The sequence below is a fragment of the Brevibacillus centrosporus genome (assembly GCF_046622605.1).
In the GTDB taxonomy this organism is placed as follows: domain Bacteria; phylum Bacillota; class Bacilli; order Brevibacillales; family Brevibacillaceae; genus Brevibacillus; species Brevibacillus centrosporus.
The window spans coordinates 3,657,721-3,682,558 of the sequence record NZ_CP176856.1; the positions used below are offsets into that span (position 1 = coordinate 3,657,721).

The 24,838-nt window shown below is 50.0% G+C and carries 20 protein-coding genes and 1 pseudogene; 6 read left to right on the forward strand and 15 right to left on the reverse strand.

Features of this window, described 5'->3' with window-relative positions:
* Positions 1-46: 46 nt before the first annotated feature.
* On the reverse strand, positions 47-475 hold the full coding sequence (locus ACLIN2_RS18470) for a MarR family winged helix-turn-helix transcriptional regulator (RefSeq protein WP_092266578.1): 429 nt from the start codon (positions 473-475) through the stop codon (positions 47-49).
* A 402-nt stretch (positions 476-877) separates the two neighbouring features.
* Between ACLIN2_RS18470 and lepB the strand changes: the two genes are divergently transcribed.
* Entirely contained in the window at positions 878-1,438 is a 561-nt protein-coding gene (gene lepB / locus ACLIN2_RS18475) for a signal peptidase I (protein WP_122922199.1), read from the forward strand.
* An 87-nt stretch (positions 1,439-1,525) separates the two neighbouring features.
* Here lepB and ltrA read toward each other — a convergent pair whose 3' ends face one another.
* The 7 genes from ltrA to ACLIN2_RS18510 form a co-directional block, all read right to left on the reverse strand.
* A complete protein-coding gene (gene ltrA / locus ACLIN2_RS18480) occupies positions 1,526-2,788 on the reverse strand; it encodes a group II intron reverse transcriptase/maturase (protein ID WP_411501590.1) in 1,263 nt (420 codons plus the stop codon).
* Between the two features lie 602 nt (positions 2,789-3,390).
* Positions 3,391-4,212 carry a M15 family metallopeptidase gene (locus ACLIN2_RS18485; protein ID WP_411501779.1) on the reverse strand — a complete coding sequence of 274 codons (822 nt, stop codon included), beginning with the start codon at positions 4,210-4,212 and terminating at the stop codon, positions 3,391-3,393.
* Between the two features lie 80 nt (positions 4,213-4,292).
* The gene (locus ACLIN2_RS18490; RefSeq protein WP_411501780.1) at positions 4,293-5,183 is read right to left on the reverse strand and encodes an NAD-dependent dehydratase; all 891 of its coding nucleotides are present in this window, start codon (positions 5,181-5,183) and stop codon (positions 4,293-4,295) included.
* A gap of 18 nt (positions 5,184-5,201) precedes the next feature.
* Positions 5,202-7,232 (reverse strand): gamma-glutamyltransferase, encoded by a 2,031-nt coding sequence (gene ggt / locus ACLIN2_RS18495; protein WP_411501781.1) that lies wholly within the window; start codon positions 7,230-7,232, stop codon positions 5,202-5,204.
* A 155-nt stretch (positions 7,233-7,387) separates the two neighbouring features.
* Complete coding sequence (locus tag ACLIN2_RS18500) at positions 7,388-8,458, reverse strand: phosphodiester glycosidase family protein (protein ID WP_411501782.1); 1,071 nt, start codon at positions 8,456-8,458, stop codon at positions 7,388-7,390.
* Positions 8,448-8,966 carry a hypothetical protein gene (locus ACLIN2_RS18505; RefSeq protein ID WP_411501783.1) on the reverse strand — a complete coding sequence of 173 codons (519 nt, stop codon included), beginning with the start codon at positions 8,964-8,966 and terminating at the stop codon, positions 8,448-8,450. Before ACLIN2_RS18505 ends, ACLIN2_RS18500 begins: the two co-directional genes overlap by 11 nt.
* 186 nt (positions 8,967-9,152) lie before the next feature.
* On the reverse strand, positions 9,153-10,250 hold the full coding sequence (locus ACLIN2_RS18510; RefSeq protein ID WP_411501784.1) for a threonine aldolase family protein: 1,098 nt from the start codon (positions 10,248-10,250) through the stop codon (positions 9,153-9,155).
* 226 nt (positions 10,251-10,476) lie between these two features.
* Between ACLIN2_RS18510 and ACLIN2_RS18515 the strand changes: the two genes are divergently transcribed.
* Positions 10,477-11,103: a hypothetical protein gene (locus tag ACLIN2_RS18515; RefSeq protein ID WP_411501785.1), complete on the forward strand. Its 627-nt coding sequence runs from the start codon at positions 10,477-10,479 to the stop codon at positions 11,101-11,103.
* Positions 11,104-11,324: 221 nt separating this feature from the next.
* On the opposite strand, the gene ACLIN2_RS18520 is transcribed toward ACLIN2_RS18515, so the two are convergent.
* From ACLIN2_RS18520 to ACLIN2_RS18535, 4 genes are all read right to left on the reverse strand, one after another.
* Entirely contained in the window at positions 11,325-12,476 is a 1,152-nt protein-coding gene (locus tag ACLIN2_RS18520) for a glycosyltransferase family 4 protein (RefSeq protein ID WP_411501786.1), read from the reverse strand.
* A 25-nt stretch (positions 12,477-12,501) separates the two neighbouring features.
* Positions 12,502-14,481 carry a CotS family spore coat protein gene (locus tag ACLIN2_RS18525; RefSeq protein WP_411501787.1) on the reverse strand — a complete coding sequence of 660 codons (1,980 nt, stop codon included), beginning with the start codon at positions 14,479-14,481 and terminating at the stop codon, positions 12,502-12,504.
* Positions 14,482-14,694: 213 nt separating this feature from the next.
* Positions 14,695-17,976: an SNF2 helicase associated domain-containing protein gene (locus tag ACLIN2_RS18530; protein ID WP_411501788.1), complete on the reverse strand. Its 3,282-nt coding sequence runs from the start codon at positions 17,974-17,976 to the stop codon at positions 14,695-14,697.
* A 143-nt stretch (positions 17,977-18,119) separates the two neighbouring features.
* Entirely contained in the window at positions 18,120-18,326 is a 207-nt protein-coding gene (locus ACLIN2_RS18535; RefSeq protein WP_092266565.1) for a hypothetical protein, read from the reverse strand.
* A gap of 321 nt (positions 18,327-18,647) precedes the next feature.
* On the opposite strand from ACLIN2_RS18535, the gene pdaA reads away from it, so the two are divergent.
* Positions 18,648-19,382 (forward strand): delta-lactam-biosynthetic de-N-acetylase, encoded by a 735-nt coding sequence (gene pdaA / locus ACLIN2_RS18540; RefSeq protein ID WP_328211279.1) that lies wholly within the window; start codon positions 18,648-18,650, stop codon positions 19,380-19,382.
* A gap of 65 nt (positions 19,383-19,447) precedes the next feature.
* Here pdaA and aspA read toward each other — a convergent pair whose 3' ends face one another.
* Positions 19,448-20,872: an aspartate ammonia-lyase gene (aspA, locus tag ACLIN2_RS18545; protein ID WP_092266564.1), complete on the reverse strand. Its 1,425-nt coding sequence runs from the start codon at positions 20,870-20,872 to the stop codon at positions 19,448-19,450.
* Positions 20,873-21,031: 159 nt separating this feature from the next.
* Here aspA and ACLIN2_RS18550 point away from each other — a divergent pair, with 159 nt between their 5' ends.
* The gene (locus ACLIN2_RS18550; RefSeq protein ID WP_411501789.1) at positions 21,032-21,547 is read left to right on the forward strand and encodes a Gmad2 immunoglobulin-like domain-containing protein; all 516 of its coding nucleotides are present in this window, start codon (positions 21,032-21,034) and stop codon (positions 21,545-21,547) included.
* Between the two features lie 57 nt (positions 21,548-21,604).
* Here ACLIN2_RS18550 and ACLIN2_RS18555 read toward each other — a convergent pair whose 3' ends face one another.
* Both ACLIN2_RS18555 and ACLIN2_RS18560 read right to left on the reverse strand, forming a co-directional pair.
* Positions 21,605-23,188, reverse strand: coding sequence for a PTS sugar transporter (locus tag ACLIN2_RS18555; RefSeq protein WP_092266562.1), 1,584 nt, complete (start codon positions 23,186-23,188; stop codon positions 21,605-21,607).
* Between the two features lie 270 nt (positions 23,189-23,458).
* A complete protein-coding gene (locus ACLIN2_RS18560) occupies positions 23,459-23,584 on the reverse strand; it encodes a hypothetical protein (RefSeq protein WP_258957551.1) in 126 nt (41 codons plus the stop codon).
* Between the two features lie 123 nt (positions 23,585-23,707).
* On the opposite strand from ACLIN2_RS18560, the gene ACLIN2_RS18565 reads away from it, so the two are divergent.
* The gene (locus ACLIN2_RS18565; protein WP_411501790.1) at positions 23,708-24,448 is read left to right on the forward strand and encodes a TIGR02206 family membrane protein; all 741 of its coding nucleotides are present in this window, start codon (positions 23,708-23,710) and stop codon (positions 24,446-24,448) included.
* A gap of 156 nt (positions 24,449-24,604) precedes the next feature.
* Positions 24,605-24,697 (forward strand): annotated as a pseudogene (locus ACLIN2_RS18570) (NAD(P)-dependent oxidoreductase); the annotation flags it as partial.
* Positions 24,698-24,838 lie beyond the last annotated feature (141 nt).

A 24,838-nucleotide genomic window follows, 5' to 3' on the forward strand; every position in this document is an offset into this window, starting at 1 on the left:
AACATCGTCCACTGAAATGTCCCCCACCCGCTAACCTGACGGCTTGCTACAAACACTGTTTCATTTTCACCAGAAAATGTGTAAACTGTTTTATTTCTTCGTCGCTCAGGTTTTCCAACAGCTTACCTAGTAGCACACGACGACGAGCCAAGAGTTTTTCCATCAAAGGCATAGCCGTATCTGATAGAGCCACCCATACTACTCGTCGGTCCTGTTCGTCCCTGATTCGATCAACATAACCGGCCTTCACCAGTCTATTGAGCGCAATCGTTGTAGCGCTATTGGACTGCTTAAGTATACTCGCCAGCTCGGATACCGTGCTTCGTCCCCGTTGATGAAGCACCCGCAGCAAAATGAATTGCTTGGGGCTGATCTGCTCTTCTTCCTCTAGCCATTGGCTGAGAAAATAGCGAGCCATCTCGACAAATACTCGATCCAATTCTTCAATTCTACTGGCGCGGGACATTTCGCTCACATCATCACCTATTTTCAGAAATTTATAACGATACTTTTACTATAAAACTATATAGTGTAAGTAAGCGAAGAGCAAGGGCTACTCTTCAAATAAATTTTTTCTGAATAGGAATGGATGCGAACCGCAACAATGTGTTTACGACTTAAATGGTTTACAGCTTAATTTGTTTACAAAACAATATTTTTACTGTAAAACTGATTACAACATTATCTTACCTCAAACAGGAAAATCTGACAATACAGGAAAATGGCAAAATCGTGACAGCACCTCCTGCACTTTTTCCTTCCAAGCTTTTCCTTGAATCTTCTTCCGCTTTCAAACGTAAAGCATGTATAATGAAAGGGCATGATTGGCTATCTGCACACATCAACCCGAAAACCACTTACATAGGAGATCAGATCTATGGAACAAACGAATAGTGCGACAAAATGGAAAGTGGAATTGTTTGATTGGCTAAAATCATTCTTATTGATTGGTGGTTTGACCGTATTTATTTACGTGTTTATCATGGCGCCATACGTGGTGCAAGGCCGCTCCATGGAAAGTACCTTGCATGACCGCGAGCGAGTCATCGTCAACAAAGCTGTCTACTATCTGAAAGACCCTCAGCCAGGTGATATTGTGATTATTCACCCGGATGCGAGCGGCGATAACTGGATCAAGCGCGTTGTGGCAGTCGCGGGTGATACCGTGGAAGCAAAGGATGACCAACTGTACGTGAATGGCCAGCCCCTCAGTGAAGAGTATTTGACCAACAACAAGCTGAAAGCCTCAGCTGCTGGTGTTACACTGACAGAAGACTTTGGCCCGATCAAGATCCCAGACGGCAGCGTGTTCGTGATGGGAGACAATCGCAACAACAGTATGGATAGCCGCGTCATCGGTCCTGTCAAACTGGATCATGTCGTAGGACGAGCTGAAGTGGTTTACTGGCCGCTCGCAGACGTTCGCCTTCCTCGTTAACCAATCGAATACGAATCGAGTAGGAGGGAGCGACTAACTCCCGTCCTCTCACACCACCGTACGTACCGTTCGGTATACGGCGGTTCATCAAGCTTGACGAATGACAGAATATCGTTGTAATAAGCTTTTCAGCCCTTGTTGTTGCCAATATGCAACTCCGAGGGCTTTGTGCATTTGAGGAGTCTTTGTGGTACGCCATGCACCCTTTCTGGTGTTTGCAATTTCTATTGCTTGGACGTGCGATAAACCCAGAGAGCGAAGTTCTCGATATCGGGTTCGTACTCGCTTCCACTGAGACCACAAGCAAAGTCGAAGTCTACGTCGTATCCATTCGTCGATAGATTGAAGGATTTTCTTTGCATCCGCAAGGGCAAAATATCCGATCCAACCCATGAGGTACTGGTTTAGCTTCCGAATCCTTTCATCCATAGAGATGCTCCATACCGGATTAGTGATGAAGCGGATTTTCTCTTTCAACTTCAGAAGTGATTTTGGATGAAGCCGAATCCTTGCTTGTTTTGCATTAGTGAAACCGAAACCGAGGAACTTACGCTTCCAAGGTCGATCCACTGCGCTCTTCTGCTCATTTACTTTAAGCTTAAGTACCTTCTCCAAGTAGCTTTGGATACTTTCTTTTACCCGTTCTCCCGCCCGCTTTGTTCTCACGTAGATATTGCTATCGTCTGCGTATCGACAAAAGCGATGTCCCCTCTTTTCCAGTTCTTTATCCAAATCGTCGAGCAAGATGTTCGCCAATAACGGACTAAGTGGACCACCTTGTGGTGTGCCCTCTACTGCCGAAAGGCAGATGCCATTGACCATGATGCCTGCTTGTAGATATGCGCGAACAAGTTTCAACAAAGCTTTATCTTTTACTTTTCGAGCAACCCGACTCATTAAAATATCGTGATTAACCCGGTCGAAGAATTTCTCTAAGTCCATATCCACGACAAAGCGATATCCTTCGGAAATATAAAATTGTGCTTGTCTCATGGCGTCATGCGCACCACGGTTCGGTCGGAATCCGAAACTGGATTCTGAGAAGTGGGGGTCAAATATAGGAGTAAGAACTTGGAGGATGGCTTGTTGAATAAAGCGATCTATCACGGTAGGAATACCTAATAACCTTACTCCTCCGTCAGATTTCGGGATTTCGACTCTGCGGACAGGGGAAGGTTTGTAGGTCCCTTTCATAATCTGCTTTTTAGTGGTCAACCAGTGTTCACGGATATAATCGCGCAGTTGTTCGGTTGAAACACCGTCGATTCCCGCCGATCCTTTGTTTCTTTCCACTCTTTCGAGTGCCACTAATAGATTTTCTCGTGACAGGACTTTCTCCAACAGCTCCATGACGATACCCTTCCTCCGCACGCATCCTTCTAGTCTTGCCGGACAATACTCAGCCCTCTCTTGTACCCTCAGGGCTTCACCCATTTTCTCCAAGAGTAGTTCCTTACAGAATTCTGCTTCACAGTATTATCACGAAAGTGATTAGCGGATGTGTTGACTTAATGTTCAGCCCTTCCCCGTTCAAGCGTCCTTTACTTGGGTACTATGGCTTCTGCTGACTTCTGCATGTTCAGCGTCTCCTTACGAAGACGGTTACCAACATTTGAAGGCACTTCATGCAGACCTCCCCAGGTAAGAGCGATAACTTTCATCCCATGTACCTGCCCAAGTTTACTGCTGTATTCCTTGGCTGTATGGGGCTTCGTCTTGTTTGGCAGACTCACCCGAATACAACAGCCTCAAATTGGGTTCGTGTACCTCAGGTCGGGACTTTGCCGCCGGCTTCCTTCAGATTCCACCTCGCGGTGGACACCCTTGCCTTGGGCTAACGGTTGGTACAGCCAACCCCCGTTCGGGACTTACACCCTAGAGCTATCGCCCATGCTGGGCGCACCAAAGACAAAGGCCGCTCCTCGTGAGCGGCCTTTTCCCATTCGGGGATGCTACTGTTTTTGAGCTGTTTCTGCTTGCTGAAAATAATCCTCCAGCGTAATGCCCTTGCTCATAATTTCTTCGGCGATATCTGTACCTACGTAGCGCAGGTGCCAAGGCTCGTATGCATATCCCGTAATGTCTTCTTTTCCTTGCACGTAGCGGATAATAAACCCTGCCTTTGCGCAGTTCGCTGCAAGCCATTGCCCTTCAGGCGTGGAAGCAAAAGACTCCTCCAGCCTGGTCTGAGCGTCAGCTCCCGATACGTCCATAGCAAGACCCGTCTGATGCTCGCTTTTTCCTGGAACAGCACTGTATGCTGCCGCATGCTCTGCTCCCTGTGTTTGGACATACGTATCAAAAAGCGACTTCTGTGTTCGATAAGAACGGTAGCCCGAAACCGCGTAGAGCTCAATCCCCTGCTCTTTCGCCATGGCAAACAGCTTTTCCAGTGCACCTGCTGCTTCTGCACGCATCATACGTTTTTCGACTTTTTCATCGAAAGGAAATGGGACATTCGGTTCTACGAGATCAGATGGGATATAGTCAGCTGGCAATGCCCGCTTTTTGTTTACCACCACTGTAAGCTCAGCCGGATTGGTCACCGTAGGTACGCCATCCACCATTTGAATGGTCTCTTCCAAAGAAGGCTGTTTCTTTTTGACCACGTTTGTTTCTTCTTCTTGCTGTGGCTTTTGCCCGGATACTTCCGTAGAAGCTTGTGTTTTTTCTCCTGAAAACAATTGACCAAGTGATGGTGCTTCACACCCACCTAGAAGTGCGGCTGATAATGCTGCGACGATAGCAAGACCAGTAGTGCGATTTCTGTTCATGACCTGTCCTCCCGATTGTACAGACACATACGTTCTGCTCTACCTTACCACGGAGTTAGACAGAAAAAAAGCGCAGATCGTCACACTTTTTGTTTCAAAATCGTTGTGGAAAGAGTCTGAATCAAATCAGGGAGCCAGTCATTTAGCTGCCAGAAGGCAAAGCCAGCCTGCTCCGCCTTTTGATTATCCATAAAGAAGGAAGCTGGAAAGGCGAACGGCGAATAATCAGCGGCATCCTTTTCTTTTACAAGTTGAACGGGTTTCCCGACAATATCAGATATATTTTCCATCAAGCTTTGCTGACGAATCGTCCCATGTGAGCAAGCATTTACTGGTCCAGTCATGCTGGAGCTGCCAAGCCACTGTAAAAACTGGGCTGCCTCCCCTGCATGGATGAAACACATGACGGCCTCGGGATTTGCGATACCAATCGGGCGCTCCTCTAAAATGTGCTCGACGTGAAAATGGAGTCGTCTGGTGTAGTCATCCTCCGCCAAAACGATGGGGAACCGGACTGCTGCAACCGGAAACGATGCCTCTTGGAAAAAGACTGCCTCCGCTTGACGCTTCCCTTCCTGATAGGTAACCTTGTCTCGCGGTAACAGCCGGATCTCGTAACTGTCGGGATCAAATGCCTCTTCTTTCAGAAAATCCTCGGAAAAATCGTAGACGGATAAGGTCGAGGTGAGCACGTATTTGCCTACTTTGCCTGCAAAAACGTCGCACGCATCCTTGGCGTTTTGGGAGGAGTAACAAATGTTGTCGTAAACGATATCCCATTCCTGCTCGCCTGCTATAGCCAGTGGGTCCTTCTCATCGCGATCGAGCGTCAGACGTTTGACCTGCGGGGGGAGGTCAACTTCCGTAAGCCCTCTAGTTGCAACGGTTACATCAGCTCCTGCTGCCACAAGCAATTGAACGAGTCTTTTGCCGAAAAAGCGTGTTCCACCCAGTACGAGAACTTTTGTCATGTCAAATTCCTCCCTAGTCTATTGTTTCAGCAAATGGAGCGTTCTTTCTTCCGCATTCCATTCCACCTGATACCCCAAAGCTTCCGCGACCTTTTTCACCGGCAAAAATCCTTTTCCATCAATGGCAACTGCCTTTTGCCTAAATTCAGCGAACTCTGCATTCAATCCAAGCAGCAGCTTATCCGCCTGGATATAGGCTACACCGTCCACCATCCGTTTCTGATCTGCTTTGTACGGATACACGATGCCGTTTACTTGAAGGACAAAGGCACCCGCAGGCTCCTCCTGAGGAGCTTCCTGCTCCGCTGTTTTAAAGGCAACTGCGTCCACACCTAAGACAGTCCCTTCACGGGTATCATCTGCGCCACCGTACATTTTTCCCGTCTCCAGGTCGTACAGGATGGCCTGAACATTTCCGATGTTGGACGAATGTGGTTCAAATGCGTGTCCCATCGCCATCAGCTGGAGAATGACGTCCTGATCCAAGCCTGCCTCCCAGGTTACGGATGGGTAGCTGCTTGTGAAGATCCGCGGAGCCAAAATCGCATCCTGTATGGACATTCCGTGGTCGATCACATTCAAGAGCGTTTGGGAAACGGAAGCGATAATGGTCGATCCTCCTGGCGAACCCAGCGCCAAAAACGGCTTGCCATCCTTCAGCACGATGGTGGGAGTCATGCTTGACCGAGGGCGCTTACCGGGCTCGACCTGATTGACTCCACCGGGAACAGCATCAAAATCGGTAAGCTCATTGTTCAGCATAAAGCCGTAGCCAGGAACCATGATCCCGCTCCCGAATACATCCTCGATCGTCGTCGTATAGGAAACGAGATTGCCCCACTGATCCATTACGGAAAAATGAGTGGTTTGCTTTACCATAGAGGCATCGTTTAGATTCATGGCCACGACAGGCTTTTTGCCAGGATCGTACTTCCAAGCGTCTCCGGCCTGTACGTCCGTATTCGCCTTGTCCTCGCGAATCGCCTTTCTCCGCTCTTCGATGTATCGCTCGTCGATCAGCCCCTGCTTGGGAACGGGATAGACATCCTCATCAGCCATGTATGCTGCGCGGTCGGCATAGGCGAGATGATTCGCCTCGATCAAGTGATGCAAATAAGGGACAGAGCCAAACCCATCCTTTTGATTGTCGTAGCCTTCCATCAGCTTCAGGATTTGCAGCATCGTCAAGCCCCCAGAGCTGGGCGGCCCCATCGTGACGACCTCGTATCCACGGAACGTGCCGCGAACCGGCTCTCTTTCCTTGACGCGATAAGCTTGCAAATCCTGCGCAGTCATGACTCCTCCTGTCTCCTCCACCTCCTTGACAAGTGCCTGGGCAATTTCCCCTTTGTAAAACACGCTCGTACCTTTGTCATGAATCAGCTGGAGCGTCTTCGCCAAATCTGGCTGCACCAGGAGTTCCCCCTCTTTTAGCGGCTCTCCACCCGGCGCAAATACCTTTGCTGCGGTCTCGTGCTTTTTCAATTTATCTAGCGAATTCTCGATGCTGTCAGCGGTCACCCAGTTGACAGGTACACCCTCTGAAGCGAGTTCGATCGCGGGTTCGATCACATCCGCAAGTTCCATCGTCCCGTAACTTTCCAATGCTTTTTCCACCCCGAGCAGCGTTCCCGGGATTCCTACCGCCAGTCCGTTCGTGTGTCTCTCCTCAAAGGGGACAGGCTTCCCGTCTGCCTGCAGGAACATGTCGGGTCTGACTTTTGCTGGAGCAACCTCCCGACTGTCAATTACCGTTACCTTGTTTTGCTCTTTGAGGTAAATCATCATGAAGCCGCCGCCGCCAAGTCCTGACATGTACGGCTCTGCTACGTTTAACGCCAGCTGGATCGCCGCCGCTGCGTCCACCGCATTGCCGCCCTGAGCCAAAATGTCTTTGCCTACTTGAGCTGCCGCTGGGTGAGATACGGCTACAATTCCTTTCGTAGCACCGTCTACCCCTTCAGGCACACCTGGCACTTTTGCCTGGGCCGGTAATGTAAACGCTACCACCGTCAGAAGCGATAGGGCTGTCAACTTCGCCTTCTTCATGTGATCCCCCCTGACAATTTTTTCTTCTTCTATTAATATTATAATTTTCTGCATTTTTATTGGTCAACATGTCTATGGTCCTTTCTGAAAAAAACACCCGATTCAAGTGTATCCATGTCTCGGATTCACCTAATCGGGTGTGTGTACAGCGCTATTTACGGCATGATGACCAGATTGCTGACCACAGCGCGTTCTTTGCCTCCTGATGGCTTGTTCATCAGTTTGCCTTTGTAATAGAAAGCGCTGGAGCCGCCGCCATCCAGATTGTAGGCATCGACGACATGGAACTCCTGCAGCTTTCTTTGTGCTTCCTCGAGCGTGACGCCATTGCTCCAGCCTTCTCTTCTACCGTCGATCACGATGACCAGCAAATCCCCGTTGTCAAAGTGACCAATCAGAGTACGTGGCTGGCGCGCATTTGCCCAGTCGCGAGGAATCGCCAGGCGTTTGCCATCCTGAAGGAGCCGCGGCAGGAAGCTCGCCCCTTGCAAAATCCCCTGCTGCGAAATTTGCTGCTGGGTCGTAATTTTGGTTCCGACGAGATGGCCTTTGTTGTTAAACCCGACAAAGCTTAGATTGGAATTATTCGAGAACGTCCGAATCTTTCCATCCACAACGGTAATCCCCAGCGGAGTCAAGTACCCGCTCTTGTCGGCCATGAAGCCCCCCGCGTTGACAGCGAGAATCGCACCTGTCCGCTTTCCTGCATGACTGGTTGTTTCCCCTTTGCTTTTTACGGAGTTGTTTGCCAGCACCATTTTCAGGGCTTGGGGATTGTTCAGCCGCACCTTTGCCATATAGCCCCGGTAACCCGCTTCCTCGAGCGAATATACTTTGACCGTCGAATTTTTGCCGAAAGATTGTCCAATCGGATTCCCCAGCATATTCGATAAAATCGTATCCAGTACATCTGCAGACTTTTGGGTTTGCGATTTACTTGCAGCAAGCAGGTTGTCGATATGCTTATTCTGTTTCTCGAGATCCTTCTGTTCCTTCTCGGTTCGATCACGAATATCGTCGATCAACTCTTCCGCATGGCTGATTTGGTCTTTGGTCTCGTCCAGCTTTTCGCGCAGGGCTGTCGCCTGCTCATTTGACTGCTCAACTGGCAGTTTCAATGCTTCCATCTGGAGCTTGTCCACCGGATTGGCCCAGGAAAAAGCAACCAAATAACCGAGCGCCGGCGCCAGCAAGAACGCGAAAAACTTATTTACTTTACCAAGCACGTGCTGCGTCCTCCAGTTTTTTCAACGAAGCCTTCAGATCGACGAGCTGCTTGTTCAGCTGATCAATCCGATCCTGGAGCGCCTCTTTGGTTTTGTTCGTTCCGCCAATCGTTTCGCCAGTCAGCTGCAGATCTTCCTCGAGATTTGACAAGCCGTCCTGAACAGTCTTCATCTCATCCTGTACTTGTGTCAGCTGTTCTCCAAGCGCGACCATTTGCTTCTGGTTTTCTTCTTGTACTTGTTCGAATCGTTCGTTCACATATTGTTGCTGCTTGTCCAAAGTATGGACAGCAAAGGCGTATCCTGCGTAAGCGAGCCCTACCCAGACCACGATGGTCAAAATGAACGGCCACGGGGATCGATTGGCCTCTGTCTGTGAAGGGACCATCGCCCGAAACAAGCTCCGAAAAGCTCCTGGCCGTTTCCTTTTCCCCTCCTGCCCTCCGTTTGCGGGGAGCTGCAGTGTGGATGACGTTGGCGATTGAGCATTCAAATATTTATCGCTCATCGGCTACTCCCTCCTTTCTTTGACGAAGAGTAAGCCCCATTATACCATAGAACATTTTTCACCCAGCCTTAGGCGAAATATTAGAAAAATTAAAAACGCGCTGATCCGAATACAAAAACAACTCCCTCGGGGACTTCCCTAGGGAGCTTGTCGGATATGCATAATTTTACTCGTTCATCGAGATCATCAACGCAAGACTTCCTGCAATTTTTGATCGAGCAGGCGGAAAGCCTGTTGCAAAGCTTCAGCGGGAATGCCTGCGTAATTATCGCCGACGCTCACTTCTATGTAGCTGTTTGCTTCGTCGACGACCAGAATCGATGCAGCGAACCCGATCCCTGTTTCTTCGCAAGCAGAAAGAAATACCGGCTCCATCTGTTCCTTTGGCAACGGAAAATGAACGTGAAACATGTTGGAAACCGGCTCAGCTGGTACGGTCTTGATACCGTGGCAGCTGTTGTAGAAAGACGCCAGCTCCTTTGCCTGCTCGTAATACGATGGGAAGCGATCTTTTCTTTTCTCGAAGTAGTAATCCGCACTGAGGATGTACGGATACAGACTGATCAGGTCTCCGCCGTGGCGCCGCTTCCAAATCTTTGACTCCTGCGTAAAGGCTTCGTCTCCGGCAAGGATCGAGCCCGCAAGTCCTCCGATTCCTTTATAAAAAGAGACATATACGCTATCAAAAAGAGAGCAGACTTCCGCTGCCGTCTTTTGGTAATAAGGGAGAATCTCAAACAGACGAGCACCATCCAGCTGCAATTTGATTCCTTTTTCTCTGCAGTAGGCGGAGATCGCAACCAGCTCATCGAATTCTGGCAGTTGTCCTCCGATCTCGCGTTGGGGCAGCTCCAGCAGTAAGCACGCGACCTCTGTATCCATGTTTTGGACGTCTTCCAGTCGAATCACTCTGGTTTTATCCGCGAGCAATACCGATTCGATGAGATGCAGCTTCTTCAGCCCATCCTCTTCGTGTATTTCAAGGTGTGAGAGCGGATGATACGCCACTTTGCTCAAAGACTTTTGATCACACCAGATGCGCAGAGCGATTTGCTGTGCCATCGTCCCGCTCGGGAAAAATACCGCACTTTCCTTGCCCAAGACAGCCGCTATTTTTTTCTCGAACTCCTCGATGACCGCTCCCTTCCCATAAATGTCACTCTCCAGACTTCCGTCGCGCTCTGCCAATGCATGCTTCAGCACTTGAATATTTCGCGGCCCATGCCCTGGAATCTGATAGCGGCTCTTTTTGAATGCCTCTGCCAATTGCTTTGTTGCGCTCACCCTTATCTTCCCCTTTCCTTTTTGCCCATCTCCGCCTCCACGTCGAGATCGCCTTTCGTGGATCAGCCCTATCATTGACTATACACCTTTTCAGACAATCCTACCTAGTACAAACCTTCTGAACTGCCCCTGTTCCATGCCCCATTTTTCCGGAGCGGGGTATTTGTCCATTACAGAGCTTCCTATTCGGAATATGATAAAGCATGTTAGAGGGAGGTGACCTGTCATGAGAAAAGGGAAGACTGCCAAAAAAGGGGCACGAGCCCGCAACACTCCTGCTGCTCGTCGCTCGGTTGTAAGTGCACGTCGCCCCCTTCGCGTCCACGTGCGTGCTCCAAAGGTTCATGTCACTACGCCAGCGCCTCTGGTTACGGTGGCACCCGCAGCACCAACGGTTCAAGTGGAAGCGCCCGCTGTGAATATTCAGGCTCCCAAGCCAATCGTCATTCCCGCACCCATCGTCCATGTAGAGGTCGAACCAGAAGAGTCGGCCGACGAAATCAGTCTGCAAGGGATTCGCAAGGAACTGACCAAGTGCATGAAGAAAAACCAAACCATCGAGCTGCTGTTGACTTCAGATTGGGGACCCGAAAACCGGCCCTATCGAGTAGGGAACCTCGTACGCGTCGACGAAGGAATCCTGGAGCTCCAAACGATCCCTTCACTTCATCCAAAGGCAGCAAGAATTCTGATTCCACTCAATCGAATTGCAGCGCTCATCCCCGACCTAGTGATCGCAGAGGAAATGGAGACCTCTGAGGAAGAGGGATTCGCAGAGGAAAGCGAAACCATCTCTTTGGAATGGAATGAGATTGCAAGAGAAGAGGATGATCAGGAGCTCGCATCTGGCTAATGACCCAGGCAAGGGGGATTCGCTGCCATTTCTGGTGAATGTCCCCCTACCATCGCCTCTTGTTTTTGCATGTGTGGACAAGCTGTCTGCTCTTCATTCAGCTTGTCCGCTTTTTTACGTTGATGAGGGGTTATTGAATACGACTGCTAGACAGAACCAAGTCAATTGCCCACTTTCCCAATGGATGGTTGAGAAAGCGGGTCATTGACTCTGGAGCCTCCCTATATACGGGACGAGCCATTCCACACATCGAGAACTTCTCTGGCTACCCGATCCCATGTAAATCTTTCCTCTGCGAGCTGCCTTCCTACGCTCCCCATTCTCCGCTGAAGCTCTCTGCTGGAGAGGAGCTTGCTGAGCTGAGTGCTAAAGGATTGCGGATTTTCCGGCTCCTCAACCAAAAGTCCATTTCCACCGATGATCACTTCGGCGTTCCCTCCACGCTTGGTTGTCACAAAAGGCAATCCTGCTGCCATCGCTTCGTAATGAACTCTGGCAAGAGGCTCCTCCCATTGCGATGGGCATACAAAAATGTCTCCTGCCCAAAACCAGTGATGGATCTGTTCCGCGTTGACAAAACCGGTTGTAATTACGGGAATCGGCGATCGATCGGCCAATGAACGAACATAAGCGACATAGTCACTGATTTTATCCACACCGTACCACGATCCCCCTACCAGTACGAGCGCAATGTTGGAGTGCTGCGAATGAAGTTCGTTCATCGCTCTTACCAAAATGTCTGCACCCTTTTTCGGGGTCAGTCTCCCCACAAACAGGATCACCTGCCGGTTGCCCAGATTGTGCATCGCCCTGAGCTCCTGCCTGACCTGACGCGCTTGCTGCGATTTTTCCCATGGAACAAACGTCTGCAGGCTGACGCCTGAATAGATCGTACGGAGCTTCCCTTCGGCCTCAGGATAAAGCGAGTGAATCACGCGTCCCACGTAATCACTGATGGTGACGATCGTCTCAGTCTCTGCGATCGTTTTGACAGCATCCTGCGGTTCAATTTTTCCAGGGTCGAACATGTCATTGTGCATGCTGAGCATGATTCGCGCATTCGGGCATACTTCCCGGATCAGCGGAACCAGTCTGGGGCGATTGAACACATGGATGATGTCATAGGATTGCGTACGCAAATACTCTATGACCTGCTCTGCGTACGTCTCAAATACACCCTGGCCGTCCACCCTCACGTATCGAACGTTGCGTACCCTCTCGTCCAGCGGAAGGGAAGGGTCTGTCGTTCCCAATACAGTGACATCATGATGTTGACTGAGAAAATCGACGATACCTGCTATATACGTTTGTATAGCGCCGCCGCGGACTGGAGGGACGGGCAATTTTTCTGTACAGATCATGACTACCTTCATCCGAATTCTCCTTTCCTCGTACGGCTCATCGCACTCCTTTGGTTTTTACCCCTTTTTTCGCATTCGGCTTGCTGCTGACTGCATTGTTCATTTTCTTGCTAGGTGCTGCAACCTTCTTGAAGGAATGTTTACTTTTCGATTGAGCCGCTCTCTTTGTCTTATTTCCTGCTGGCGACACACCTGTTGCCACTTTTGGTGTTTGCTTGACCGGTTTTTTCACAGCGGGTTTGACTGCTTTTTTCACAGCGGGTTTGACTGCTTTTCCTTTCGTGTTGGGTAAAGCTGCCGATTTCGCGACTGCTTTACTAGCTCCAGCTCCGCTCTTTTTCCAAGAATTTGGTTTCGCCTTCGCCACAGTGGCAGCTTTTTTCTTGGCGGGGGCAACCGTTTGTTTCGCTTTGTTTGACGGAGCCTTACCAGAAGTCTGGGGCTGTATGACATTCGAAGCTGTCCCTTTCCGACGGCCTGCTTTTTGAGGACTTTCTGCTTTCTCCTTCTCCTCTTTCTTCCTGTCGGAGACTTCAACTGCCACGCGCTTAGCTGGCTTCACGACAGATTGGGCTTCCTGTTCCTGCTTTTCCTTTTTGCCCTTTTTGTCCGCAGCCTTGGCCTCTTGCTTTGCCTCTTGCTTGGCCTCTTGCTTTGTCTCTTGCTTTGTCTCTTGCTTTGCCTCTTGCTTTGCCTTTTTCTTCACTACCTTGAAGCTTTCTGCCTTTTTCTCTTTGGAAAACGCCCCAGCCATGCTTTCCGTGTTTTCTTCGGAAACGGCAGAAGCGACACTTTCGCTCCTTTGCTTTTGCTGTGGCTGCAATCCCCAACTCTTTTGATCCCAGGCCTTGGTCTCAGATGGAACTCTTGTTGCTTCCACTGCCACTGGCTTGGGTTCGTAGCTTCCTGGCTTGTATTTGGACATGTCTTTCGCAAGATCTGCCAACGCCTGCGCTTTGGATTGATCTGTAGCCACGACCCGCTGCAGGATCGCTTCCGCTTCGGTATTCAGGAAGGTAATGGGGTCGAAGAACATCTCTTTCAAATGCTTGTAAAATTCATTCGGTACTGCCATATCGATCAGCAGCACCTCAAAGGACTCCGCATCCAGAGGGTTGGCCTGATGGTAGGCTTCGATCATTCCCCGCATCCAGGTCGTATCCCAGACGCCCATATCATCCATCGTGCTCGTGATCAGCTTTCGCAAGTCACGAAATGGCAAATCATACGACACGCCATCCAAGTCGATAACCCACAGACCGCCCGGACCATTCTGTCCGTTTGACCAGCCGTAGTCCTGGTGAACCAACCCCCAGTACGGCTCACCCATCGACGCCATTCTTGGATACGCGGACGCCTTTAGCCTTTCCAGTGACTCAATCGCTTGCTTTTCGTACTGATCGACCACAGCCAGGATGGACGCGCTAGCCACGGTATCCCGATACGCTTTGGCCATTTCCCTCATCCAGCCAATTTTCTTTGCGATCTTTTGATAGTAATTTGGCCACCGATACAAACGTGAGGAGTTTTTCGCGCCAAACGGAGGGACATACCCTTTCGAATGCCGATGAAATTCCCCTAATCCGTAGCACAGCTCCTGCGCTCCTACCAGGTCTACTTTCGTCGCGGGCGTCAGCGCGATCCAATCCGTGACGATCCAAAGCTTCCCGCCCATTTCCACGAAAAGTTTTCCGTCCTTTGCCGGGATTAAAGCGGGGACCCTCGCACCCTGCTGAACAACGTACTCCTGCAAGCCCACACTAAACAAGCTGCGCTCGGGGGTGCGATGTAAAAGCTTTAAGCTACGCGGTCCCTTATTGGTCTCTATGCGCCAGATGGCCCCACCTTTGTCTGGTTTTGAAGTGATCAGAGTTCTGGAACTGACGGTCATATCGTATTGTTTCATGACCAGCTCCGCTATCGCATCTATCTCCGGAGGCACTTGCATATCCCAGTCCACAGGAGTCGGTTCTGAACCAGACCGGGTATCCCACGGTACAATCAGATACTGTTCCATTCCATTCCCCCCGCAATCCATTTGGAAATCCACACGAATTCTTAATAAACTATTCGCTCGTCTTTAAACCGGAAACGGACAAATATCCATGGAAGAAAGCCAATTAAGAAGACTCGTATCCCAGTGTTCGTGGGGATATCATCCGGCTCTCGCGAATCCAAGCAAAAAAGTCTTGTCCTGCAGAAATAGCGGGACAAGACTTCCATTTTCGGATCAGCCAAGCATCAGAATTTCTTTTATATCTTCTTCCGTCAGCCTAGACAATGACTCCTGCCCAGGCTGAATCACTTCTTCGATCAGATTTTTCTTTTTCTGCTGAAGCTCGTACATTTTTTCTTCGACGGTATCTTCGGCTACCAACCGGATCACTTGAACGACGTTTTTTTGTCCGATACGATGGGCGCGGTCTGCTGCTTGCTCCTCGACTGCCGGATTCCACCACAGATCGTACAGGATCACCGTATCGGCCCCTGTCAGATTCAGCCCCGTTCCGCCAGCCTTGAGCGATAGCAGGAAGAGATTTCCCTCTCCTTCATTGAAACGGTTGCACAGCTCGACTCTCTCCGCAGCTGGTGTATTTCCATCCAGGTAGAAAAAAGGTACTCCCGCGTATCCGAGCTCTCTTCCAATCAAGCCAAGCATTTGGGTAAATTGCGAGAAGACAAGGACACGCCTTCCTGCTTGGCGACACTCCTCCAGAATATCCAGCAGCTGTTCAAACTTGGCCGAGCTTCCCGCGTAGTCTTCCACAAACAATGCGGGATGGCAGCACAGCTGTCGTAGCCTCGTCAAGCCTGCCAAAATCTTGATCTTGTTTTTGTCGAAGGTCTCTTTGTCCAGATGCTTCAACGTTTCTTCGCGCAGCTTTGCCAGGTAGGCAACGTACAGCTTTTTCTGCTCTGGGTGCAACTCTGTGCTTTGCAAGGTCTCGATCTTTTCAGGCAGCTCCTGCAAAACATCTGTTTTCACACGACGCAGCAGGAATGGTCGAATTCGTTTCGCGATCTGCTGTCTGGATAGCTCGTTGAACCCTTTTCTAGCAGGGAACAGTCCGGGGAATACGGCTTCGCTGATCGACCACAATTCGTCCAAACCATTTTCGATTGGAGTACCCGTAAGTGCGAAACGATGACGTGCCTGGATTCCTTTCACAGCGTGGGCCGTCTGCGTGGTATGGTTCTTGAATGCCTGTGCCTCATCCAAAATAAGTGTATGGAACGATTTTTCCGCATAGCTGGCGAAGTCCCTGCGCAATAGAGGATACGAGGTAATTACCACGTCTGCCTCCTCGTATTCACGCAGGATTTGATTGCGCTCGCTTTTGGTTCCGTCCGCAAGCACCACTCGGATTTCGGGGGCGAACTTCTTCAACTCATTGCGCCAGTTGTAGATCAGCGATGCCGGCGAGACAATCAGCGCAGGCTGCTTCTGTTCTCTGATTTCCGAGAGTACGGACACCAGAAAAGCAATGCTCTGAACCGTTTTCCCAAGCCCCATATCATCTGCCAAGATTCCCCCAAACTGATAGTGGGCAAGCGTCTTGAGCCACTGATACCCGTAAATCTGATAGTCCCGCAGGATAGCTGCTAGGCTGCTCGGCACCGGATAGTCCAGATTATCGGGATTGCGCATATTCTCCAAAAGCCTTCGGAATGCTTTTTCCATATGAATCGCTGACCTGCTTTTGCTGTCCGGATCGAGCAGTGTCAGACCGCGCACGATAGGCAGACGCAGCTGCATTTGATGTATGTCTTCACCCTTAATGCCCATTTCCTCCATAAATCCACGAATATCCTGAAACTCGCTACTGGCAAGCGGCACAAGAGAACCACCCGGCAGTCGGTAATACTTCCGCTTGTCTTCCAACGCATGCAGCAGCCCCCGTATCTCAGCCTCCGGGATTCCGGCGATATCAAACTTGCATTCCAGCCAATTTGTCCTCTCGTCTACGCCCACCCTGACCTTTGGTGGTGTAGAGCCTGCGTGGAGCCTGATTTTGACCGCTGAAGTCGCATACACCTTGAGCAGCTTTTCTAGCTGAGGAACCATTTGGTACAGGAAATCAAACTCTGCTTCTTCATCCTCCAAATAGTAGCCCGACTCCGTTTTGGTAAAACCACTTTGATCCATCAGCTCGATGATCTGTCGTTCCCGCTCCATATCTCGGACGACGATCAGATCCGACCCGCGGCTGTTTCCCGTCTCTTCCAAAGGATTCAACACAATGTCTCCGTACTGGAACTCCAGACCTGCCAGAAGCCGATCTCTGATCCGATCCAGATACAGCTTGGCCTGCAGCTGTGTGCGGACCAATCGAGAGGAAACGGTAGGTGCGATCATGACGTTCCCCACTTTTTTCAGCTCGGGGACGACTTGCACTATGAATGCCTCCATATGCTCCTGGCCAATTTGGATCGTGCCCTTACGCGAGGAGATGAGCAGTTTCTTCAATTGAAACAGGCGATGACACATGTCGCTCGAGAGGCTGTACAGCTTCCCTTCGGCAATGGCCAAGCCGTAGGAATCCATGATGGTTACCTGCTCCAATCCTTCTATCTCCATCTGATAATGAGCCGACTGCCCCTCTGCAAATGCAAAGCGCAGTGGAAGCCCCTCGGCAGCACTGACGATCCCCTCGTACGTCTTGTTGTTCCAATCCAATACAGCGAGGGGAACCATCGTAAGCGCCTTCTGAAGCTGCTCCCACATCAAAGGAGGCACCAGGAGCACCCGCGTCTCCTGCTCACGTGAAGACCCAGAAGAGCGATAAGACGTTTCCCGATACAGCTGTTCGTTCCGATAAATCTGGTTCAGCTGTTGGAGAACGGCCGCATCTTCTTTTTGAAAGCAATGCTGACTGGGTTCATAGGTAAAATGCGAAGAGAATTCATACGGCATGCCCTGCTCGACACGCTCCAGGAACTCCTTTATTTTCTTTACGATGTATCTTCGTTTTACACCTACCCGAAGTTCGATGCCAAACATGTACTTTTGATAACCGAAGGGCACCACGCGGCAGACAAACTCAACCTCGAGCGGCTGCCTGACATCAAAACGCATTCGGCTTGGCTTGACGGACGTGTCCGTAAACAAGCCGAGCACCTGCGAGGTTAACTGCTTTTCCACTGCCGAATAAGGTGCCGCCTCCATAGCGTCCGTTCGTCCGGATTGGTAATCGCCCGACTGTTCGATGACCGGGGTTCTGCCGTCCAGCTGCATCTCCAGTATCTCCAGTAAAACGGCGGCAACGTGCTGACAATCCAGATCGTACGAATCCAGAGAAGGACATGTACAGCTCGCCTCAATCGTATCCTTTTCAAAGGCAACGCTTACCTTTTCCACCCCATTTCCTTTTACGATTGCCTCGTAGCTTGGTTTTTCGGGGTAGTAGGCAGTAAATGTCACCTTTCCTGTCCGGTGGTAGGCTTTTCCTTTTTCGTAGGAAAGATTGCCGCATTGAGACTGTATAAATCGATGGGTCAGCTGAAAGCTCATTGCCAAAATCCTCTCTTCCCCAGTGAATCGTTTCGCCATCTTTCTGTCGTACTCATGATACCAGATTGTCATTGCCCCATGGGAAAAGAAAAAAGATGCGCCTATGACGCACCTCATTTCCAATCAGTTTGAGCTTGCGGCTCTTATTGATCCTCGTCTTCCGAACCATCTTCGTCGTCTTCGTCGTCTTCTTCATCTTCGCCATCTTCAATAATAGGCTCGTTATCGCCAACAAAAGTCCATTTCCGTTTGGTACCATCTCTGTATTCGATCTTTACTTCCACTTCTTCAATCCCATCTTCTGCGCCGACTACTTCATCCTTCAAATACTTCAACCACTTAAGTCCCATATCTGACACCTCCTGGTACTGGATGAATTCACATTGACTCGTCAGCGAATTATACGTTGACTTAGATACTATATGAAGCAAGATCCCTTCTTGTATGAGCAGTTGTCCCTCTTTTCTACTCGTTTCGCACCCATTCTTCCTCAACGAATTGCTGTCTGCGTCCTTACATAATTGATAGGAGAGTGGACAAACTTTCATGGAAGTGTCAATACGTTCGCCCAAGAAAGGATGTGGATCACGGTTATGGACATGCTGGACGCAACGCGACCTGAGCGAAGGAAGTGGATAACTCCATGGACCTTCATTTGCTTGAGCCTTCTAATGTTGATCATGCCCATTCAAACGGCTCTTGCCAGCTCGGATCATCCGTATCATTTTGGGTTCAAGAAGAGTAAAAATGGGCAGCTGCCATCGATCAACGAAGAAGGTTTTAAGGGAATAGTCGATCGTCACGGGGCTGTCTTTTTAGGAGATACGAGCAAAAAGGAATTGTATCTGACCTTCGACAACGGGTATGAGAATGGGTACACCGCATCCATCTTGGATACCCTCCTTGCTCGTAAGGTCCCTGCGATCTTCTTTGTGACCGGACACTACGTGAAAGACCAGCCGGAATTGCTAAAACGGATGGCTGCAGAAGGCCATCTCATCGGGAACCATTCGTGGAGTCATCCGGATATGACGACGATCCCGAACGCGAAAGTAAAGGAAGAGCTCACAAAAGTAAAAGATGCTGTTGCCCAAGTTGCAGGCCAAAAGGAGATGCGCTATCTGCGTCCCCCACGAGGCATTTTCAGTGACCGGACGCTGGCCGTATCCAAAGAGCTTGGCTATACCAATGTATTCTGGTCGGTTGCCTATCGCGATTGGGACACCAAGGTGATTCGCGGATGGAAATTCGCCTACGACAACGTAATGGCACAGCTCCATCCCGGGGCGGTCATCCTTCTGCACTCGGTCTCCAAGGACAATGCCGATGCCTTGGGGGCAATCATCGACGAGGCTCGAAAGCAAGGATATGAATTCAAATCTCTGGATCAACTTCCCCCTCGCTGAACAAAAGAAAAACTCCCGCCAACCAGCACTCGGCTGATCGCGGGAGTTCTTGTTTTTTATCGTTCCTAGTCTCGATCGAGCAAAGATGCACCTGCGATTCCAGGGTGAGTCATTTCGAACGGATCGAGGATCAGATCCAGTTCTTCTTCGGTCAACACATTGTGCTGGAGGCACAGATCACGGACGGATTTTCCTGTCAAAATCGCTTCACGCGCGATGCGGGCAGCCGTTTCATAGCCCAGATGCGGGTTAACTGCCGTGATGACGCCTACGCTTTTCTCTACGTATTCTTTCATCCGCTCGCGGTTTGCTTCGATGCCAGACAGGCAGTGCTGTGTAAACACACGGAACGCATTGTCCATGATGCTGATTGATTGCAGCAGATTGAACACCAATACCGGTTCCATTACGTTTAGCTCCAGCTGACCCGCTTCGGAAGCCAAACAAATGGTATGGTCGTTCCCGATGACTTGGAATGCCACTTGGTTGATCACTTCTGCCATTACCGGATTGACTTTACCTGGCATGATGGAGGAACCCGGCTGACGTGCTGGCAAGGAAATTTCTCCGAGACCTGCACGAGGACCAGATGCCATCAGACGAAGATCGTTCGCCATTTTGGACATGTTCATCATGCATACTTTCAACGCAGCCGAAACTTCTGTGTACGCATCCGTGTTTTGGGTTGCATCTACGAGATGCTCGGCACCCGTCAGCGGGAAGCCTGTGATTTCAGCCAGCTGCTTCACAACAGTCGTGATGTATTTTGGATCTGCATTCAGCCCTGTTCCTACTGCCGTTGCCCCCATGTTTACTTCGTACAGGTGCTGACGGGATTGCTTGATGCGTTTCATATCGCGCTCCAGCACACGACGGTAGGCTTCGAATTCTTGTCCCAAACGGATCGGTACGGCATCCTGCAAATGTGTGCGTCCCATTTTGATGACGTCATCAAATTCCGTTGCTTTTTGACCAAAAACATCGTGCATTTCTTCCATTGTCACCAAGAGCTTTTCCAAAAGATCCAGCGTTGCGATGTGGATCGCGGTTGGGAATGCGTCATTGGTGGACTGGGACATATTTACATGAGTGTTCGGACTGAGATGGAAGTAATCTCCCTTTTTCTCTCCCAGAATTTCCAACCCTCTGTTTGCGATGACTTCATTGGCATTCATGTTAATGGAAGTTCCCGCTCCACCCTGAATCGGGTCTACGATGAACTGGTCATGCCATTTTCCTTCGATGATTTCCTGCGCAGCTGCCACGATCGCATTTCCCAATTTTGGGTTCAAACGAGATACTTCCATGTTGGCAATCGCTGCTGCTTTTTTTACCATAGCCATCGCGTTAATCAAGGAAGAGTGCAGGCGGTAACCGGTGATCGGGAAGTTTTCCGTTGCACGCATAGTTTGTACACCATAATAGGCATGTACAGGGATTTCTTTTTCTCCGAGAAAATCTTTCTCGATTCGATGCGTTTGTTCAGCCATTCTTTTTCGACCAGCTTTCTGCGGATAGTGGATATTGCTTCCTCACCATTCTAACATAGAAATCCCGTTGTGGACGTTTTCCTTGGAACACTCACGCTTGTTTTCACGTCTTAGTATGTGAGAAGTCTCACTATAATCTCGACAGAAGAGAGGGATTTCATGAAAATGGTTTGGATCCTCCTGTTGACCTTCTTTCTCCTGCAGGGGTGCACGAGTGAAGGACAGGGAGAACCTGCGACTCCGCCTGCTCCTGAAAAGCCGTCAGTGACCGTACCGTCTGAAACGCCTGCGCAGCCTCCCGCATCCCCGCAGCCTGAGAATCCACCTGCACCAAAGGAAGAGGAGCCGAAAACAGAGCCGACACCTTCTGCTTATGCCAACGAGATATTCCAAGAAGTCACGGTCAAAGAAACCGGAACCGATACGTTTGAAGTCAAAGGGAAAGCCCGCGTCTTTGAGGGTGTCGTCAGCTATGTAGTAGAGGATGGACACAATGAGCTTACCGAAGGCTCTATTCAGACATCTGCGGGGGCTCCTGAATGGGGAGAGTTTTCCCACACGATTCAGGTGAAAAAAGCAGAGCCGAACACAACCCTTACGCTGATCCTGTTTGAAACAAGCATGAAGGACGGAAGCCGGCGCATGGAGCTGATTCTTCCACTCCCGGAAAAATAGAATCCGATAGCAAAAACCCCCTGACTCCTTCTCAGTAAGAGATCGTCAGGGGTTGGTTTATGCGCTCATCTTTTCATCGATCGCTTGCATGCTTTTCTTTTTGGCGATCTGGTTTGCGATCAAGGTAATGATCAAGGAGCAAGCAAGTCCACTCGCCATCGCTACGATAAAGCCCATCATGTTGTTGGAGAGTAACGGCGCCATCACGGACGGTACATACGCTGTCCCACGTACATCAAACACACCCACCATCATTCCGGCGATCCCGGAAGACACGATGGCTCCCGCGAAGACCAGCTTGTTCGAGAACATAAACGGATATGCCGCTTCTACGAACGTACCAAAGCCCATGTTAATCAGGAAGCCAGGGGTTGCGACGGTCGCCTCACTCTTGTCTCGGGGCAAAAGAATGTTGGCTAGTGTAATTCCAGCCGAAACCATGACCAGACCCACCATGTCGACTGCGCCCAGAAAGCTGTTCCCGGTCTTCTCCATCTCCAAGAGTACGATGGGGAGAATCGCAGCGTGGTACACTCCCCCGATGATGGCAGGCCAGATCAGCAAGCCTGCAATAAGCCCTGCCAGAATCGGGCTGTACGCGACAGCTCCCTCGATCAATACTTTGACCCACTCCCCTGCCTGCAGGGCGATAGGAGCCAGCAAGTAATACACAATCAACCCTGCGATCAAACCGGATACGCCACCCGCGATAATGTTGACCGTTGTGGTCGGAAATTTCCATTCTACGCATTTGCGGAACAGCACATTCACGAGAAGCCCTGCGCCAATCCCGCCGATCATACCACCGATAATGCCGCCATCCATCGACAGGATCCCTGCCAGTACACCGGCTACGACGGATACCTCCTCCATGTCCGACACTTGTTTGGCAGCTACCGCCGCAATGACGACAGGCAAAGCCTTGATCAGGACATCGAAAACGCCGCTGAGCATGTCCAGTCCGGGTATTTTACTTACAGCCAAGACCAAAGCCAGCGCGATAAACCCTGGGAGAGATGACATCATGATCCCGCGTATGTTGATTCGTTTCCATGGGCTGTTCGAAATGCTTCCCGAGCCGGTATCTCCGATCAACGGGCGATACGATATTCCCCAATGCTTGGAAAAAGCGGTAAGGAAGCTGATCGCGCGCGTCCGGTTCGTCGTTCCTGTCGTGCCGGAGGTGAGGATTACCTTGGCGCCTTTTGCACTGATCAGCGCCATGGATGTCCCACCCGTCCCCACAATAGGAATATGCTTCTCTACCGCAGCCTGAACGGTCAGCTGATTTGCTCCATTCGGATCCGCGCTCATGCTGACAATCCCATCCACTTGGCCGCTGCGTAAGGCATCCGCGATAGATTCGTCTGACTCCTTCGCGTACTGGTTGCATTCTTCCAATGTTCCGGTAAAGCGGACAACTGGCGTACTCGATGAGGCATCCCAGCTATAAACAGCTGCAGGTGTATCCTTGCCCGCTCCGTCCATGGAAGACTGGGCTGCAATAAACTGTATAGCCGCTATCTCCACTCCCGCTGAGTCTGCCTGTATACGTATCTCGGACAGAAGCTTTTGTGGATCTGCTCCTCCCAGATTGTAAAGATTCCCTCCACTGCTCCCAATGATTGCAATTCGTTTCATCTTGTTTTTAGTCCCCTCATTTTTCACTTTGGTAAAGCGTTGCTCTGGTAGATAATTATAGCTTTACTTTAGTGAAGCGAAAAGAGAATTTCAATACTTTCTGTCTTTTTATCGAGGGAAAGTACCGAACTGGGAATACATGGTATAATGAAGGCCGTTGTTTCCTTGTTTATTGTCTGAAAAGTCATAACCCTCTTCGCAAAGGAAGAGGGTTATGACAGGCAAGTAAGTTATATGGTGTGGGACGCTTAGGTGCCCGAAATCATGTTGTTACTTTTGCTCGTCTTGTTCTTCTTTGAAGCATTCCATGCACAGAGCGCCATTGTTCTCGATTTCATACTCTGTCAAGCGAGCCTGGCAGGATTTGCATTGTTTTTCCGTTAATACCAAGTTCACAATTATATCTCCTCTCATTGATGTACGTTGGTTCATTTTTATTATAACCGATGCTTTATATGGTTTTGTGTTAAAATTTCGTGAATTCTTTCAATTAACTTTTTATTCCATACGGAGGTAGCCATGACCTCATCTTTTCTTTCAGCCGAGATCACCACGGAGCCTTTTCAGTTATTTTCGGCCAGTCACGTGAGCTGTGTCCTGCTCGTCTTCGCCGCTGCTGCTCTTCTTTATCGGTTCCGCCGCCGTTTTCAGCCCCCACATACAGATGCTTTTTGCCGGCTCGCTCTCGCCAGCTTGCTCGTCTTAACCGAAGTTGGGTTTCAGCTTTGGCTCGTTTTGACCCATTCGTGGACACAATCAGAAGCTCTTCCCTTGCAGCTGTGCAGCGTCATGTTAATCTTTTCCGTATTCATGCTTGTTTACAACAGCTACCGCCTGTACGAGATCACGTTTTTTGCCGGCTTGATTGGCGCAGGTCAGGCGCTGATCACCCCAGAGCTTTTTTACCCATTTCCCCATTTTCGCTTCTTTCACTTTTTCCTCGCACACGCCTGCATCGTGCTCGCGTGCTTGTACATGACCTGGGTAAAGGAATGCCGTCCTACGGTTGCGTCCATAGGGAAAAGCATGGTCATGCTGAATTCATTGCTCTTGATTGCTCTTATCGTGAATCGGTTTACAGGTGGAAACTATTTGTTCGTCACTCATAAGCCTTTTCAGCCAACACTAATGGATTATCTCGGTCCTTATCCTTGGTATATCCTATCGCTAGAAGGAGTCGCACTCGGTTTGTTCTGCTTGCTGTATCTGCCATTTTGGATTCAAAAACGCCGGGCTGCGCGACAGTCACTGGGTGCCTAGCATCGGATCCTTCCCTCATCTGGGCGAATATCATGCCCATATCCATCGATCTTTGGAGGGATCTGACTTGTATCCGATGTACCCGTGTTACAGCTATAAGACTTCGTACGAGGAGCAGCCTATTTCATTTCCAGCCCAGCATCAGGACCGCCAGCCGGGGATGGAAAGCTAAAGAACAAAGTGGCCATCATCACCGGCAGAGACAGTGTGATCGGGCGTTCTGTGGCAGTGGCCTTTGCAAAAGAAGGTTGGGGATCAGTAAGCAGCAGCTGGAGGATACGTTTCGCACCAACATCATGACAGAAACTTAAAGATGATTCCTGGTGCTGCTGTCCACCCAATTTCACCGAAGCGACTAGCTCCTTACCTTCTATACGGTAAGGGGCCTTG

Excerpts from the sequence above, each read along its gene's own strand:
- ACLIN2_RS18505 (WP_411501783.1), bottom strand. The coding sequence starts at position 8,966 with ATGAGCGATAAATATTTGAATGCTCAATCGCCAACGTCATCCACACTG.
- ggt (WP_411501781.1), bottom strand. The coding sequence starts at position 7,232 with ATGAAGAAGGCGAAGTTGACAGCCCTATCGCTTCTGACGGTGGTAGCG.
- ACLIN2_RS18555 (WP_092266562.1), bottom strand. The coding sequence starts at position 23,188 with ATGAAACGAATTGCAATCATTGGGAGCAGTGGAGGGAATCTTTACAAT.
- ltrA (WP_411501590.1), bottom strand. The coding sequence starts at position 2,788 with ATGGAGCTGTTGGAGAAAGTCCTGTCACGAGAAAATCTATTAGTGGCA.
- ACLIN2_RS18535 (WP_092266565.1), bottom strand. The coding sequence starts at position 18,326 with ATGGGACTTAAGTGGTTGAAGTATTTGAAGGATGAAGTAGTCGGCGCA.
- aspA (WP_092266564.1), bottom strand. The coding sequence starts at position 20,872 with ATGGCTGAACAAACGCATCGAATCGAGAAAGATTTTCTCGGAGAAAAA.
- ACLIN2_RS18565 (WP_411501790.1), top strand. The coding sequence starts at position 23,708 with ATGACCTCATCTTTTCTTTCAGCCGAGATCACCACGGAGCCTTTTCAG.
- ACLIN2_RS18525 (WP_411501787.1), bottom strand. The coding sequence starts at position 14,481 with ATGGAACAGTATCTGATTGTACCGTGGGATACCCGGTCTGGTTCAGAA.
- ACLIN2_RS18490 (WP_411501780.1), bottom strand. The coding sequence starts at position 5,183 with ATGACAAAAGTTCTCGTACTGGGTGGAACACGCTTTTTCGGCAAAAGA.
- ACLIN2_RS18515 (WP_411501785.1), top strand. The coding sequence starts at position 10,477 with ATGAGAAAAGGGAAGACTGCCAAAAAAGGGGCACGAGCCCGCAACACT.
- ACLIN2_RS18530 (WP_411501788.1), bottom strand. The coding sequence starts at position 17,976 with ATGAGCTTTCAGCTGACCCATCGATTTATACAGTCTCAATGCGGCAAT.
- pdaA (WP_328211279.1), top strand. The coding sequence starts at position 18,648 with ATGTTGATCATGCCCATTCAAACGGCTCTTGCCAGCTCGGATCATCCG.
- ACLIN2_RS18485 (WP_411501779.1), bottom strand. The coding sequence starts at position 4,212 with ATGAACAGAAATCGCACTACTGGTCTTGCTATCGTCGCAGCATTATCA.
- lepB (WP_122922199.1), top strand. The coding sequence starts at position 878 with ATGGAACAAACGAATAGTGCGACAAAATGGAAAGTGGAATTGTTTGAT.
- ACLIN2_RS18520 (WP_411501786.1), bottom strand. The coding sequence starts at position 12,476 with ATGAAGGTAGTCATGATCTGTACAGAAAAATTGCCCGTCCCTCCAGTC.
- ACLIN2_RS18550 (WP_411501789.1), top strand. The coding sequence starts at position 21,032 with ATGAAAATGGTTTGGATCCTCCTGTTGACCTTCTTTCTCCTGCAGGGG.